The 14,502-nt window shown below is 71.3% G+C and carries 11 protein-coding genes; 6 read left to right on the top strand and 5 right to left on the bottom strand.

Annotation, left to right across the window (positions count from 1 at the left end; genetic code table 11):
* Positions 1 to 168: 168 nt before the first annotated feature.
* Positions 169 to 1,650 carry a cytochrome P450 gene (locus O1Q96_RS13800; RefSeq protein WP_269248453.1) on the top strand — a complete coding sequence of 494 codons (1,482 nt, stop codon included), beginning with the start codon at positions 169 to 171 and terminating at the stop codon, positions 1,648 to 1,650.
* On the opposite strand, the gene O1Q96_RS13805 is transcribed toward O1Q96_RS13800, so the two are convergent.
* The 4 genes from O1Q96_RS13805 to O1Q96_RS13820 all read right to left on the bottom strand — a co-directional run bounded on the left by O1Q96_RS13805 (position 1,644) and on the right by O1Q96_RS13820 (position 6,699).
* Complete coding sequence (locus O1Q96_RS13805; protein WP_269248454.1) at positions 1,644 to 2,600, bottom strand: RluA family pseudouridine synthase; 957 nt, start codon at positions 2,598 to 2,600, stop codon at positions 1,644 to 1,646. The two genes, O1Q96_RS13800 and O1Q96_RS13805, sit on opposite strands and share 7 nt — an antisense overlap.
* A 71-nt stretch (positions 2,601 to 2,671) precedes the next feature.
* Positions 2,672 to 4,210 carry an amino acid permease gene (locus O1Q96_RS13810; protein WP_269248455.1) on the bottom strand — a complete coding sequence of 513 codons (1,539 nt, stop codon included), beginning with the start codon at positions 4,208 to 4,210 and terminating at the stop codon, positions 2,672 to 2,674.
* A 500-nt stretch (positions 4,211 to 4,710) separates the two neighbouring features.
* Positions 4,711 to 5,556, bottom strand: a complete 846-nt coding sequence (locus O1Q96_RS13815) for a siderophore-interacting protein (protein ID WP_269248456.1) — start codon at positions 5,554 to 5,556, stop codon at positions 4,711 to 4,713.
* Between the two features lie 195 nt (positions 5,557 to 5,751).
* Positions 5,752 to 6,699 (bottom strand): 5'-3' exonuclease, encoded by a 948-nt coding sequence (locus O1Q96_RS13820; RefSeq protein WP_269253591.1) that lies wholly within the window; start codon positions 6,697 to 6,699, stop codon positions 5,752 to 5,754.
* Between the two features lie 270 nt (positions 6,700 to 6,969).
* Between O1Q96_RS13820 and O1Q96_RS13825 the strand changes: the two genes are divergently transcribed.
* From O1Q96_RS13825 to O1Q96_RS13840, 4 genes are all read left to right on the top strand, one after another.
* Entirely contained in the window at positions 6,970 to 8,058 is a 1,089-nt protein-coding gene (locus O1Q96_RS13825) for a quaternary amine ABC transporter ATP-binding protein (RefSeq protein WP_269248457.1), read from the top strand.
* On the top strand, positions 8,051 to 10,666 hold the full coding sequence (locus tag O1Q96_RS13830) for an ABC transporter permease/substrate binding protein (RefSeq protein WP_269248458.1): 2,616 nt from the start codon (positions 8,051 to 8,053) through the stop codon (positions 10,664 to 10,666). The genes O1Q96_RS13825 and O1Q96_RS13830 overlap by 8 nt, the downstream gene beginning before the upstream one ends.
* Positions 10,667 to 10,897: 231 nt before the next feature.
* Entirely contained in the window at positions 10,898 to 11,461 is a 564-nt protein-coding gene (locus O1Q96_RS13835; protein WP_269248459.1) for a helix-turn-helix domain-containing protein, read from the top strand.
* A 40-nt stretch (positions 11,462 to 11,501) separates the two neighbouring features.
* Positions 11,502 to 12,221 (top strand): helical backbone metal receptor, encoded by a 720-nt coding sequence (locus O1Q96_RS13840; RefSeq protein ID WP_269248460.1) that lies wholly within the window; start codon positions 11,502 to 11,504, stop codon positions 12,219 to 12,221.
* Here O1Q96_RS13840 and O1Q96_RS13845 read toward each other — a convergent pair.
* Positions 12,148 to 13,359, bottom strand: a complete 1,212-nt coding sequence (locus O1Q96_RS13845) for a TDT family transporter (RefSeq protein ID WP_269248461.1) — start codon at positions 13,357 to 13,359, stop codon at positions 12,148 to 12,150. The genes O1Q96_RS13840 and O1Q96_RS13845 overlap by 74 nt on opposite strands.
* A gap of 70 nt (positions 13,360 to 13,429) precedes the next feature.
* Between O1Q96_RS13845 and O1Q96_RS13850 the strand changes: the two genes are divergently transcribed.
* Positions 13,430 to 14,380, top strand: a complete 951-nt coding sequence (locus O1Q96_RS13850; RefSeq protein WP_269248462.1) for a LysR family transcriptional regulator — start codon at positions 13,430 to 13,432, stop codon at positions 14,378 to 14,380.
* The last annotated feature ends 122 nt before the right edge of the window (positions 14,381 to 14,502 follow it).

A 14,502-nucleotide genomic window follows, 5' to 3' on the forward strand; every position in this document is an offset into this window, starting at 1 on the left:
CAGGCGCGGTGACGACCTGCGGGTCGGTGAGGGCTGGTCCGCAGCCCCCCGCGCCCCCTCGGGGCGCGGCACCGCTCCCGGCGCCAGCCGCGCAAGCACCGCCCGGTGTCCGACGCACCGGACCAACTCCCAAGAAACCAGAACGACTTCAGTTTCGGAGCCACCACCGTGACGCCTGAATCCCACTCCCTGACCGGCATGGACGACCTCATGTCCGGCCCGCCGCCGGGCTGCCCCGCCCACGGCACGGGTCCCGGCGGACTGCGCCGCCTGTACGGACCCGAGGCGCAGGACCTGGGGGCCCTGTACGAGAAGCTCCGGGCAGAACACGGCGCCGTCGCGCCCGTGCTGCTCCACAACGACGTGCCCTTCTGGATGGTCCTCGGGCACGGCGAGAACCTCCACATGGTCAGCAACCCCTCGGTCTACACTCGCGACAGCCGCATCTGGACCGCCCTCATGGACGGCACGGCGGGCGCCGACCACCCGCTGATGCCCCACATCGCCTGGCAGCCCATCTGCTCCCACGCCGAGGGAGACGAACACCAGCGGCTGCGGGGCGCGGTCATGGGCGCCATGTCGACCATCAACACCCGTGACCTGCGCCGCCACATCAACCACTGGACCCAGGAGCTGGTCAACCAGTTCTGCGAGCGGGGCACCGCCGACCTGGTCTCCCAGTTCGCCGAACACCTGCCCATGGCCGTGCTGTGCGAGATCCTCGGTATGCCCGAGGAGTACGACGACCGGATGGTGCAGACCACCCGCGACCTGCTCAAGGGCACCGAGACCGCCATCGCCAGCAACGAGTACGTCATGAGCGTGCTGATGCGGCTCACCGTACGACGCCGGACCGAGCCGGCCAACGACTTCACCAGTCACCTCATCAACCACCCCGCCGGGCTCACCGACGAGGAGGTCGCCCAGCACCTGCGCCTCGTCCTGCTCGCCGCGTACGAGGCCACGGCGAACCTCCTCGCCAACGTGCTGCGGGTCGTCCTCACGGACCCCGGCTTCCGTGCCCAGCTCAACGGCGGCCAGATGACGGTGCCCCAGGCGGTGGAGCAGTCCCTGTGGGACGAGCCGCCGTTCAGCTCCGTCCTCGGCTACTTCGCCAAGCAGGACACGGAGTTGGGCGGACAGCGCATCCGCAAGGGCGACGGGCTGCTCTTCGGGATCGCGCCGGGCAACGTCGACCCGCACGTCCGCCCGGACCTCTCGGCGAACATGAAGGGCAACCGCTCGCACCTCGCCTTCGGCGGCGGTCCGCACGAGTGCCCCGGCCAGGACATCGGCCGTGCCATCGCCGACACCGGTGTCGACGCGCTCCTCAAGCGGCTTCCCGACGTCCAGCTCGGCGTCGACGAGGACGATTTGAAGTGGACCGCGTCCATCTCCTCACGTCATCTGGTGGAACTGCCGGTCGTGTTCGACCCGGCTTCGCCGAAGGACGTCATGGAGCGCCCCGGAGTGAGCCAGCTGCCCCGGCCGCGGCCGGACTGGGACCTCTCCGGGGACACCGCGGAGACCGCTCCGGCGCCGCGGCCCACGATCGACCAGCCGCTGGTCCCGGCTCCCGAACCGGTCGTCGAACCGGGCCACCGGCTCGGCGCCTGGCAGCGCTTCGTGCGCTGGTGGCGCGGCTACTGAGCCTGCCCGCCGCCGGCCCAGCCGTCGTACGCGGACCACGCTCCCAGCGTCCGCGCGCTGCGGAACGCATGCCTGCGTCCCGTGACCGGATCGGTGAACTCCAGTACCCGCGCCAGCAGTTGCAGCGGGCGCCGGAAGTCACCGGCCGGCACGGGGGCGGCGACCGCCGGGTACAGCGGGTCACCGAGGACCGGCACGCCCAACGCACTCATGTGCACCCGTAGTTGGTGCGTCTGCCCGGTGCGGGGGAGCAGCCGGTAGAGGGCCCGGCCGTCCCGGTGCTCCACCAGCTCGATCCGGCTCTCGGCGTTCGGCTCGCCCGGTACCTCCCGGGCCGCCAGGACTCCGCGCTCCTTCTCGATCCGGCTGCGGACGGTCCGGGGCAGGTCGACCTCTTCCGCGTACGGGGCGACCGCCGCGTACTCCTTGCGTACCAGCCGGTCGCGGAACAGTGACTGGTAGGCGCCGCGCTCCTCGGGCCGCACGGTGAACAGCACGAGACCGGCGGTGAGCCGGTCGAGCCGGTGCGCGGCTCCGAGTGCCGGGACGTCCAGCTCCCGTCGCAGCCGCGCCAGTGCCGTTTCGGCGACATGGCTGCCCCGGGGTGTCGTGGCGAGGAAGTGCGGCTTGTCGGCGACCACGATGTGCTCGTCGCGGTACACGACCTCCACGGGGAACGGCACCCGCTCCTCGTCGGGCAGTTCGCGGTGGAACCACACGAACATCCCCGGCACGAACGCCGTTTCAGGGGTCACCGGCCGTCCGTCCGCCGCCACGACCTGCCCCGTGGCGAGCATCTCGTCGATCACCGGGGCCTGCCCCGCGAGCCGCTCCACCAGATGCTCCCGTACGGTGCTCCAGGCTCCCTCGGCGGGCAGCCGCAGCCGCACCGGATCCACCCCCTCACGCTGGGGCAGGGGAGAGGGCGGAATCCGGGGTTTGCGTCTCACCTGGTCAAGCGTACGCAGGGGTCTCCCGGCGGGGCGGGCGGACGGTCCCGCGATCCGGCGTATCCGTGCGGTCAGGTGTGAGCGGGCGCTTGCGACGCCGCGCCCCGGGCCCGGTACGCCCGGTACGCGCCGCCCAGGAGCAGGGTCGCCCCGAGGAAGAGCACCGTGAACCACTGGAAGTACCAGTGTCCGCCCGCCGGGTCGTACACCTCCGCCCGGGGCCAGGCCAGGTTGACGGTCATGAAGAGGCCGTACAGCAGGGCGAGCGCGTTGACGGGGACGCCCCAGCGGCCGAGGGAGAAGAGCGGGCGGCCCGTCTCGTCGGTGCCCTCGACGGTGAAGCCGCCGCGCAGGCGCTGCCACAGGAGGGGCCCGGTGACCATGGCGTACGCGAGGTACAGCATCACGATGCAGGTGGTGCCGATGGCCAGGAAGGCTTCCGGCGAGGCGAAGTTGAGGAGCAGCAGGGCCGCCGCCGAGGCGCCGACGACGAGGGCCGGGGCGCTCGGCATGCCGGTGCGCGGGTTGACCTTCGCGAGCCGTCCGGAGAAGGGCAGTTGACCGTCGCGGGCCATGGAGAACAGCATCCGGCAGGCGGACGTCTGGATCGCGAGGGTCGCCACCGCGATGGCGATCACCACGTCGGCCAGCAGTGCCCGGCCCACGCCGTCGCCGAGGCTGCTGGTGAGCACGTAGCTCAGTCCCTCGACGCCGAGCCGGCCGTCGGTGAGGCTGGGCGCGGCGAGCAGACCGCCGAGGATGATGAGACCGCCGAGCAGGCCCGCCGCGCCGAGCGCGGTGAGGATCGTGCGGGGCGCGGTGCGCCGGGGGTCGCGCGTCTCCTCGCTCATCTCGCCCGCGCTGTCGAAGCCGATCATCACGTACGCCGCCGTGAACGAACCCACCAGCAGGGCCCCGACCAGGCCCGACTGGGCGCTCGTCCCGGTGTGGAAGGTGATGCCGGGCGAGCGTTCGGAGTGGGTGAACAGGAGCACGATGATCAAGACCGCGCCGATGATCTCCGCGGTCACGCCGATGCGGTTGACCAGGGACATCACACGGTTGTCGAGGACGTTCACGAGGGTCGTCAGCACCAGCAGGAGTACGCCGAGGACCGCCGCGTTCGCCGCGCCGCTCGCCGACGTCGGTGCCGGATCGTCGCCGATCAGCTGGAAGCCGGACCAGATCGCGGGCATGACCACCTGCAGCGCGAGCGCCGCCGCGGCGACCACCACGATCTGCCCGATCACCATGATCCAGCCGGCGAACCAGCCGAAGGTGAGGCTGGAGAGCCGGGAGGACCACTGGTAGATGGCGCCGGAGATCGGATAGCGCGCCGCCAGCTCCGCGAAGCACGCGGCGACGAGCAACTGGCCGACCAGCACGGCCGGCCAGGCCCAGAAGAAGACGGGGCCGCCGAACGCGTACCCGAAGGCGAAGAACTGGAAGACGGTCGTCAGGACGGAGATGAAGGAGAAGCCGGCGGCGAACGAGGCGTACCTGCCGAGGCTGCGGTGCAGCTCCTGGCGGTAGCCGAACTCCGCGAGGGAACGGTCGCCGGACGGCTCCGGCGGATCGGGGCGTACGTCGGGGGGAGCGGTGGTGGCCACGACGGCACCTGCCTTCGGCGCAGGGAGCGGGATCCTGGAGGCGACAGCGCATTCCTGTCGGGTGACAGAAATTAGGGAGAGCCTGTTTCGCCCGCGTGACGCGGCCATGTCCGCGCCGGGCCTAAGTCCTCACGCCCTTGCGCCCCAAGTCCTCACGCCCATGCGCCGGGACCGGGCTCGCGATGCGTCGTGTATGGGGTGATGCGCTTTGAAGGGCTCGCTGTCGTGGGCGAGCTGCGCCGCGCCGTCGAGGCGGATACCAGTGCTCGGACTGGCCGGCTCGGGCGGGGCTCGGCGGCGCGGACCGTCCCGGCGGGGCCGCGGACCCGGCCGCGTGACATCAGGTCGCGGCGATGCTCGGGCCGCCGGGGTGCGCTCACCCGGGGGCCGCGCCGGGAGGCCCCTGCGGTCGGCCGCGCCCCTTCCGGGGCGCGGGGAACTGCGCGACCGGCCATGAGCACCCGCGGACGGCGCACACCTCCCGGGGTGGGGCGCCAGGTCTAGGCGGCGGGCGGCGCAGCCTCCTGCTCCGCCTCGACCTGCGCGTTCCAGTCCCGCTTCGCGGCCTGCCACCCGTCCTCGTTGTGCCCGAGCCGCCAGTACCCGGAGATCGAGAGGTCCTCGCGCGGAATCTGACGCTCGACGCGGAGCAGCCTGCGCAGCTCCTTCACGAACCCGGCCTCGCCGTGCACGAACGCGTGCACCCGGCCCGCCGGGAACTCCAGCGCCCGTACGGCCTCCACCAGCGCCTCGCCGACCGGCCGCGCACCGCGGTGCAGCCAGACGACCTCGACGTCCGAGTCGAACTTCTGCTCCTCCTCGGGCCCCGAGACCTCCACGAAGACACGCACCTGCGCGCCGTCGGGCATCGCCTCCAGCGTCGCCGCGATCGCGGGCAGCGCGCTCTCGTCACCGGCGAGCAGATGCCAGTCGGCCTCGGCATCGGGGGCGTACGCTCCGCCCGGCCCGAGGAACCGCACGAGCTCGCCCGCCTGTACGCGGGTGGCCCAGGGCCCCGCGAGTCCCTCGTCGCCGTGGATCACGAAGTCGAGGGTCAGCTCGCGCAGCTCCGGGTCCCAGGCGCGCACGGTGTACGTCCGCGTCACGGGCCACTGCTCGCGCGGGAACTTCTCGCGGATCCGGGTCATGTCGAAAGGCTCCGGATACGTCACGCCCTCGGCCCCGAACAGCAGCTTGACGTAGTGGTCGGTGCTGGTGCCCGTCGTGAAATCGGCGAGACCCTCGCCTCCGACGACCACGCGCTGCATATGGGGGGTCAGCCGCTCCGTACGGACGACCCGCGCGGAATGGGGCCTGGGGGCCCTGCGTGCCGGACGTTCTGCCATAACGGCCTCCTGGCTAAGTTCGCTAAGGCTTACCTAAGTTAGCATCTCCCCCCAGTTAACACCCCTGAGCGGCCGAGCCCAGGGCCTCCCTTGCGGTAACCCGAAAAGTCGCGGATCACTCGTGAACCGCCGGTTGACACCTCGGGCAGGAACACGCGAAGGCGCTGGGCGCTCCCTGGAGTCCCAGTGTCCCCCTCAGGACCCCAGAGTCGACAGCAGCCGCGCAAGTGATCCACCGAGACCCCAGCGTGCCGCGAGCGCGTCCACAGCCGCCGGATCGCGCGGCGCGCGGGGCAGTGCCGTCCGCACGTCCGGCAGCGGTACGTCACCGGCCACCCGGACGACCTTCGGGGCGACGGAGACGTACGGCCGCGACTCGTCGAGGCGCTTGCGCTGCGACGGCGTGAGCTTCGACTTCGGGTCGTCCACCGCCGCCATGATCCCGGCCAGGTCCCCGAACTCGGCCAGCAGCTTGGCGGCCGTCTTCTCACCGATGCCCGGCACCCCCGGCAGGCCGTCGCTCGGGTCGCCGCGCAGCAGCGCCAGATCCACGTAACCCGCGCCGTCGACGCCGTACTTCTCACGCAGCCACGTCTCGTCCGTGAGCTGCAGCATGCCGACACCCTTGAGGGGGTACAGCACGCGCACCTCCCGCTTGTCGTCGACCAGTTGGTACAGGTCGCGGTCGCCCGTGACGATGTCGACCGGGCCCGTGGCACGGCCGGCGAACGTGCCGATCACGTCGTCCGCCTCGTACCCCTCGACGCCCACGCGCGCGATGCCCAGCGCGTCCAGGACCTCCTCGATGACCGGCACCTGCGGCGACAGGGTGTCCGGCACCTCCTCCTCGTCCGGCCCGACCTCGGTCTCCTCGGCCACACGATGCGCCTTGTACGAGGGAATCAGGTCGACCCGCCACTGCGGACGCCAGTCCGCGTCCATGCAGGCCACCAGATCGTCCGGCCGGTGGTCCTTCACGAGCCGGTCGATGAACTCGAGCAGGCCCCGCACGGCGTTCACCGGGGTGCCGTCCGGGGCCCGCACGGACTCCGGGACCCCGAAATAGGCCCGGAAGTACAGGGAGGCGGTGTCGAGGAGCATGGTTCGCCGGGGCTGCTGAGTCTGCTGCGTCACGCCCCGCATCATGCCGTACGCCACCGACAGTCACCGTCGGGCGCGGACAGTGGGCGAAAGAGGCTTCCACCACCGGCCTGGAGTAGACGTCCTGTGAACTGGGACACGGTCGGGTTTGCGCCAGGGAGTCGGGGGCAGGGGCGGACCCGGAGCGAACCCCGTCCCGTTTTCAACCACACCTGACATGTGCGCGAACCGGACGGGCGGGCGGAACCCGCGTCGCTCCACGGCCCGCCGGCGGGGGAGGCGGGCCGTCTTCGTTCGACCTGAGAGGTACTTGTGTCATCCAGGCTGCAGGCGGAACAGCTCTACAAGGTGTTCGGCAGACGACCCGGCGAGGCGGTCGAGCGACTGAGCGCAGGCGCCGACCGTGAGGAGCTGCGGGCCGAGGGCATCACCGCAGCGGTGATCGACGCCTCCTTCACGGTGGAACCGGGCGAGATCTTCGTCGTCATGGGCCTGTCCGGGTCCGGCAAGTCCACCCTGCTGCGCATGCTCAACGGACTCCTGGAGCCGACCGCGGGACGCGTGGTCTTCGACGGGCAGGACCTGACCGCGCTGAACGACCGCGAGATGCGCGAGGTCCGGTCGCGGAAGGTCAGCATGGTCTTCCAGCACTTCGCGCTCTTCCCGCACCGCAGCGTCCTGGAGAACGCGGCCTACGGTCTGGAGGTGCAGGGCGTACCGCGCGCCGAACGCCACGAGCGCGCCACCAAGGCCCTGGTGCTGGCCGGACTCGCGGGCTGGGAGAAGTCCTGGCCCGACGAACTGTCCGGCGGTATGCAGCAGCGTGTGGGCCTCGCCCGGGCGCTCGCCACCGACGCCGACCTGCTGCTGATGGACGAGTCGTTCAGCGCGCTCGACCCGCTGATCCGGCGTGACATGCAGGACCAGCTGATCGAGCTGCAGAAGAAGCTCAAGAAGACCATCGTCTTCATCACCCACGACCTCAACGAGGCCATGCGCCTCGGTGACCGCATCGCCGTCATGCGCGACGGCCGGATCGTCCAGATCGGCACCGCCGAGGACATCCTCGTCCGTCCCGCGAACGACTACGTCGCGTCCTTCATCCAGGACGTCGACCGCTCCCGGGTCCTCACGGCGTCCTCCGTCATGGACACGGAGCTGCGCGGCGACGAGGCGGACTGCGACTGCGAGACCGCGAGGCCCGACACGTCGTTCGGTGAACTGTGCGCCATCAGCGCACGGCTGACCCACCCCGTCGCCGTCGTCGACAAGACGGGCGAGCTCGTAGGAGTCGTGCCCCGGCGGCGGCTCGTGGGCTTCCTCGGCGACGAGCAGGGCGAACCCGCGCCCTGCGACTCCCCGCGCGGCAAGACCCTCGGGGCGGTGAAGACCGATGCCTAGGATCCCCTTCGGCGACTGGGTCAACGACACGGTCGACTGGCTGCTGAACCACATGGCGTGGCTCTTCGACTTCTTCAAGACCGTCTTCCTCGGCGCCTACGACGGCATCAACGCCGTCCTCCAGGCTCCCGAACCCCTCCTCCTCGCGGGCATCTTCGCGGTCGTCGCCTTCTGGCTGCGCGGCACCTCGGCCGGTCTCCTCACGTTCGTCGGATTCGCGTTCATCGACTCCCTCGAACTGTGGGAGAACGCGATGATCACCCTGTCGCTCGTCCTCGTGGCGACGATCATCGCGCTGGTCGTATCCGTGCCCGTCGGCATCTGGGCGGCCCGCTCCGACCGGGTCAGCGGCATCGTGCGGCCCGTGCTCGACTTCATGCAGACGCTGCCGGCGATGATCTACCTGATCCCGGCGATCCTGTTCTTCGGCACCGGAGCCCCCGCGGGCATCGTGGCCACCCTGATCTTCGCCCTGGCACCCGGCGTCCGCATGACCGAGCTGGGCATCCGCCAGGTCGACAAGGAACTGGTCGAGGCCGCCGACGCGTTCGGCACGACCCCCGGCAACATCCTGCTGCGCGTCCAGCTGCCGTTGGCCCTGCCCACGGTCATGGCGGGCGTCAACCAGGTCATCATGCTGGGTCTGTCCATGGCCGCCATCGCGGGCATGGTCGGTACCGGCGGCCTCGGCGGCGACGTGAACGAGGCCATCGGCCAGCTGAACGTCGGCCTCGGCTCCGAGGCGGGCGTCGCCATCGTCATCCTCGCCATCTACCTGGACCGCATGACCAGCGCGCTGGGCACCCAGGTCTCACCGCTCGGCCGCCGTACCGCCGCCAGGCTGAGCGCCGCGCAGGGCCTGAAGATCTGGTCCTACCGCCCCCGGCCCACCGTGGCCGTGGTCGGCGTCGTCGTGCTCGCGCTCGTCGCGGGCGGCATGGGCATCTTCGGCTCCGGCGACAGCGAGACCGCCGCGTCCGACGCCGACGACGTCGGCCAGGGCAAGAAGATCAGCATCGGCTACATCCCCTGGGACGAGGGCGTGGCCTCCACGTTCCTCTGGAAGGAGATCCTGGAACAGCGCGGCTTCGAGGTCGACACCAAGCAGTTCGACGCGGGCCCGCTCTACACCTCCCTGGCGCAGGGCGACATCGACTTCCAGACCGACTCCTGGCTGCCCACCACGCACGAGCAGTACTGGAAGAAGTACGGCAAGCAGCTCGACGACCTGGGCTCCTGGTACGGCCCGACGTCGCTCGAGCTGAGCGTGCCCTCCTACATGAAGGGCATCGACTCCCTGGAGGACCTCAAGGGCAAGGCCGGCGAGTTCGACGGCAAGATCACCGGCATCGAGTCGAGCGCCGGAATGATGGGCCTGCTCAAGACCAAGGTCCTCAAGGAGTACGGGCTCGACAAGGAGTACAAGGTCGTCGACAGCTCCACGCCGGCGATGCTGGCCGAGCTGAAGCGCGCGTACGCCAAGAAGGAGCCGTTCGTCGGCACGCTCTGGTCGCCGCACTGGGCGTACAGCGAGTACAAGCTGAAGAAGCTCGAGGACCCCAAGGGCGCCTGGGGCAAGGGTGACGGCGTGCACACGCTCTCCCGCAAGGGCTTCGCCGAGGAGAACCCGGTCGTCGGCAAGTGGCTGAAGAACTTCAGGATGACCGAGAAGCAGCTCACCAGCCTTGAGGCGGAGATCAACAAGGCGGGCAAGGGCGCGCAGCAGGAAGCCGTGCGCACCTGGCTCAAGAGCAACCCCGGTGTCGTCGACAAGCTGGCCCCGGTCGCGAGCTCCTCGTCCGGTACCCCCGCCGAGGCCGAGCGCCCGGTCGACGTCGCCTGGTTCCCCTGGGACGAGGACATCGCCGTCACCTACCTGTGGAAGGACGTCCTGGCCCGGCGCGGCTACAAGCTGAACCTCAAGCAGATGGACGTCGGCCCGGTCTACACGGGCCTGGCCACCGGCGACATCGACCTCAACTTCGACGCGTGGCTGCCCTACGCGCAGAAGAACTACTGGGACAAGCACAAGAACAACCTGCGCGACCTCGGCACCTGGTACGAGCCGACCTCCCTGGAGATCGCCGTGCCCTCGTACGTGAAGGACGTCAAGTCCCTCGCCGACCTCAAGGGCAGGGCCGACCTCTTCGACGGGAAGATCATCGGCATCGAGCCGGGCACCGGCGAGATGAACCTCGCCAAGACGAAGGTCCTTACCGGCTACGGACTGGACAAGGAGTACGAGGTCGTCGACGGCTCCACGCCCGCGATGCTGGCCGAGCTGAAGCGCGCGTACGCCAAGAAGGAGCCCGTCGCCGTCACGCTCTGGTCGCCGCACTGGGCCTACAGCGAGTACAAGCTGACGAAGCTCGCGGACCCGAAGAAGACGTTCGGTGAGGGCAACACGATCCGGACCATCTCCAGCAAGAAGTTCCCCGAGCAGTATCCGCAGCTCACCCAGTGGATCAAGAACTTCAAGATGAGCGAGGACGAACTCGGCACCCTGGAGGCCGAGATCAAGGACCGCGGGCAGGGCCATGAGGAAGAGGCCGTCGCCGCGTGGCTCAAGGAGCACCCGGACATGGTGGAGCGCATGACCGGGCAGTAGCCGCTTCGCGGTGGTCAGGGCGTACCCGCGCGCGTGGGGGCCGGTTTCGCTACCGGCCCCCACGCGCGCGTTCTTTTCGGGGCGATGTGGCGGGCGCATGAAACGGTTTGCCGAACACCCGTAGGGTGCAGAGAACACATCAGGAACCCGCGAGGCATCGGCGCGTGGCACCGGGAACCGCGCCGCCTTCGCACCTCATGCACCGACGACGCACAGGGGGGAGCCGAAGCGATGGACGAAAGCAAAGAGACCCTTCGAGTGGGCGCGGCCGTCAGGCGGCGCCGCCGGGCGCTGGAGCTCACTCTTGCCGTCGTCGCCGAGCGCAGCGGTCTGTCGGTGCCGTTCCTCAGCCAGGTCGAGAACGAACGGGCCCGGCCCAGCACCCGCTCGCTGGAGCGCATGGCCGATGCCCTCGGCACGACCCGCGTGGAGCTGCTGGCGGCAGCCGACCCGGCGCGCAGTGTCGACGTGGTGCGCGCCGACGACTCCGAGTTCACCCACGAGCCCCGCGTGCGCCCCCTGGTGCGCGGTCACCACCAGCTGCACGCCATGGAGTTCTCCGGCGACCAGGACGCCGGCCGTGAGTTCCAGCACCGCAACGACGAGTTGATGTACGTGGCCGACGGCGTCGTCGAGGTCGAGGCGGAGGGCCGCGCGTACCGCCTGGGGCGGGGCGACACCCTGTACCTGACCGGTGGAGTGCGTCACCGGTGGCGGGCCACCGAGGAGGACACCCGGGTCCTCGTCGTCGCCGTCGCCGACCACGTCGAGGCGGTGGACCATCCCGGCCGGTGAGCGGCGTGCCGGGAGCCCGCACCCGCACCCCGGCCCGGGCATGCGCGTGGTGTCGCTGGTCCCGTCCCTCACCGAGGCCGTCGCGGTGTCGGCGCCGGGCGTCCTCGTCGGGGCGACCGACTGGTGCAGCCATCCCGCCGGGCTCGACGTCGTACGCGTCGGCGGCACCAAGAACCCGGACGTGGAGCGGATCGCCGCGCTCGCTCCCGATCTCGTCGTGGCCAACGAGGAGGAGAACCGGGAGCCCGACCTGACCGCGCTGCGGGACGCGGGCCTGGAGGTGCTCGTCACCGAGGTACGGGACCTGCCGGGCGCCTTCCGCGACCTGGAGCGGGTGCTCGCGGCGTGTGGTGCGCGCGGGCGGCCGCGCTGGCTGGACGAGGCCGAGGAGGCCTGGCTCGACCCGCCGTCACCCGCGGTCCGGCTGCGTGCGGCCGTACCGGTCTGGCGGCGGCCCTGGATGGTGCTCGGGCGGGACACCTTCGCGGGTGACGTGCTCGCGCGGATGGGCGTCGACAACGCCTACGCGGCACACGCCGAACGCTATCCGCGCGTGTCCGCCGAGGAACTGCGCGCGGCGGACCTGGACCTGGTCGTGCTGCCCGACGAGCCGTACCGCTTCACCCGCGACGACGGGCCCGAGGAGTTTCCGGGGGTGCCCTGCGCCCTCGTCGACGGGCGCCATCTCACGTGGTACGGGCCGTCGTTGGCGCAGGCACCGGACGTGCTCGCGAGGGCGCTGCGAGCAGCCGTCCGCTGACCAGGCCGCGGACCGTGTGCGTGGCGGCCACGGCCCAGGCGGCGAGCAGCAGGGCGTAGAGGGCGACCGTGAGCCCGTCGTAGACCACGAGCCCCGTGTGCCGTGCGAGCCCCTCGGTACCGGTCACACACGTGCCCACGGGGAAGGTGAACGCCCACCAGGTCATCGTGAAGCCCATGCCCCTGCGCCGGGCCCGCAGCACCATCGCGCCGGCCAGCGCGAGCCACAACAGCGCGAAACCCATGACCGGCACGCCGTAGAGCACCGCCAGGACCGCGAAACCCTGCTCGTACGGGGCGGGCACGACGCCGGGAGCGGCGACGGCGAACTTGTCGACGGCCGTCGTGGACTGCCCCAGCGGACCCAGTACCAGGAAGAGCGACGGGGTGAGCGCGAGCGGCAGAGGGCCACCCGTGATCAGACGCGCGAAGACCATCGGCAGCGTCACCAGGGTGGCCAGCAGGCTGAGACCGAACATCGCCAGACAGGCGAGAAGCAGGGTCTCGCGCGGCTGGCCGGCCGGCAGATGCGGCACGAGCAGCGGGCCGAGCGCGGCGGAGACCATCGGGGCGACCAGGGGGAGCAGCCAGACGGGGGTGACCTGGGAGGAGTCCACGCGGTGGCGTACGACCATCAGGTACGGGACCGCCACGGCCGCCGCCAGGGCGATGAGGGTGCCGGTCGTGAACAGGACGGCGTCCAGGGCGACCGCCGCCGGTGTGCCGATCCAGTCCCGGCCGACTACGAGGGCACCGCCGCCGACGGCGAGCAGGGCCATCGCGAGGCAGCCGTAGAACGGTGCCGTCGCGGGGTCCAGGAGGTGGGCCCTCGCCTGGTCCCGGTGGTGGGTCCAGTGCGTGGCCCTGGCCACGAGCAGGGCGGTCAGCAGGACCAGGGAGAGCGCCCAGAACGCCGTGCAGAGGGTCCGCAGGCCCGGGATGCCGAGCGGGAGGCCGGCGCCCGCCGTGGCCACGATCGTGGTGCCCATGACGGTGGCGTACCAGTTGGGGCCGAGGTGGCGCACGGCCTGGGCCCGCGGGTGAGGGTTCCGGCCGGTACGCGTGCCCGAGTGACCGGAGTGGTCGACGTGGTCGGCGTGACCTGTGGGGGCGGGGAGGGGGCGGGCGGCGGTGACCATGACTTCACGGTGCCTGCCGGGCGGGGGCCTCACCAGGGAGCACGGGTCTATGGGGGCATAAGGTGGGCTTATGAGTCGGGATGGCGGGGCGGGTGACCAGGGAGTTCGTGCAGCGGGGGCGGGCCCGGGCGGCGGGCTGGCGCACCGGGTGCCCGACCTGGGCGCGCTGGAGCTGCTGCTCGCCGTGGCGCGGCTCGGAAGTCTGGGGCGGGCGGCCCGGGAGGTCGGGATCACGCAGCCGGCCGCCAGCAGCCGGATCCGCTCCATGGAACGGCAGTTGGGCGTCGCTCTGGTGGACCGGTCGCCCAGGGGATCGCGGCTGACCGACGCGGGCGCGCTGGTGACGGACTGGGCCCGGCGGGTGGTGGAGGCGGCGGAGGTGTTCGACGCGGGCGCGCAGGCGTTGCGGGACCGGCGGGACTCCCGGCTGCGGGTCGCCGCGAGCATGACGATCGCCGAGTACCTGTTGCCCGGGTGGCTGATCGCGTTGCGGGCGCAGCGGCCGGACACGGCGGTGTCGCTGCTGGCCGGCAACTCGACGGTGGTCGCCGAGCGGGTGCTCGGGGGCGAGGCGGACCTCGGGTTCGTGGAGGGGGTGTCCGTGGCGGGCGGGCTCGACTCGGTCGTGATCGGGCACGACCGGTTGATGGTGGTCACCGCGCCCGGGCATCCGTGGGCGCGCAGGCGGAAGGCGCTCGGGGCCGAGGAGCTCGCGGCGACGCCGTTGATCCTGCGGGAGAAGGGATCGGGTACACGGCAGGTGCTGGACGAGGCGCTCGGCGGGCTCGCCCGCCCGCTGATCGAGCTGTCCTCGACGACGGCGGTCAAGGCGTCCGTCGCGTCCGGGGCGGGACCCGCGGTGCTGAGCGAGCTGGCGCTCGGCGAGGAACTGTCCGCCCGGCGGCTCGTCTCGATTCCCGTGGACGGTGTCCGGTTGAGCCGCGACCTGCGGGCCGTCTGGCCGGCGGGGCACCGGCCGACGGGGCCCGCACGGGATCTGCTGACACTGACTCGCTCGTAGGCGCGGCCGCGGGCTGTCCGTACCGCGCCCAGTGCCTGCCGGGGCCGGAAGCCGAGAGCCGAGAGCCCTGAGAATTACGGTGGCGCCGAGTCCCGCTCCCGGCCCACCATGCGGGCATGACT

The organism is Streptomyces aurantiacus, from assembly GCF_027107535.1.
In the GTDB taxonomy this organism is placed as follows: Bacteria; Actinomycetota; Actinomycetes; order Streptomycetales; family Streptomycetaceae; genus Streptomyces.

Coding starts and splice junctions, on each gene's coding strand:
- O1Q96_RS13815 (WP_269248456.1), bottom strand. CDS start 5,556: ATGGCAGAACGTCCGGCACGCAGGGCCCCCAGGCCCCATTCCGCGCGG.
- O1Q96_RS13820 (WP_269253591.1), bottom strand. CDS start 6,699: ATGCGGGGCGTGACGCAGCAGACTCAGCAGCCCCGGCGAACCATGCTC.
- O1Q96_RS13830 (WP_269248458.1), top strand. CDS start 8,051: ATGCCTAGGATCCCCTTCGGCGACTGGGTCAACGACACGGTCGACTGG.
- O1Q96_RS13835 (WP_269248459.1), top strand. CDS start 10,898: ATGGACGAAAGCAAAGAGACCCTTCGAGTGGGCGCGGCCGTCAGGCGG.
- O1Q96_RS13840 (WP_269248460.1), top strand. CDS start 11,502: ATGCGCGTGGTGTCGCTGGTCCCGTCCCTCACCGAGGCCGTCGCGGTG.
- O1Q96_RS13845 (WP_269248461.1), bottom strand. CDS start 13,359: ATGGTCACCGCCGCCCGCCCCCTCCCCGCCCCCACAGGTCACGCCGAC.
- O1Q96_RS13850 (WP_269248462.1), top strand. CDS start 13,430: ATGAGTCGGGATGGCGGGGCGGGTGACCAGGGAGTTCGTGCAGCGGGG.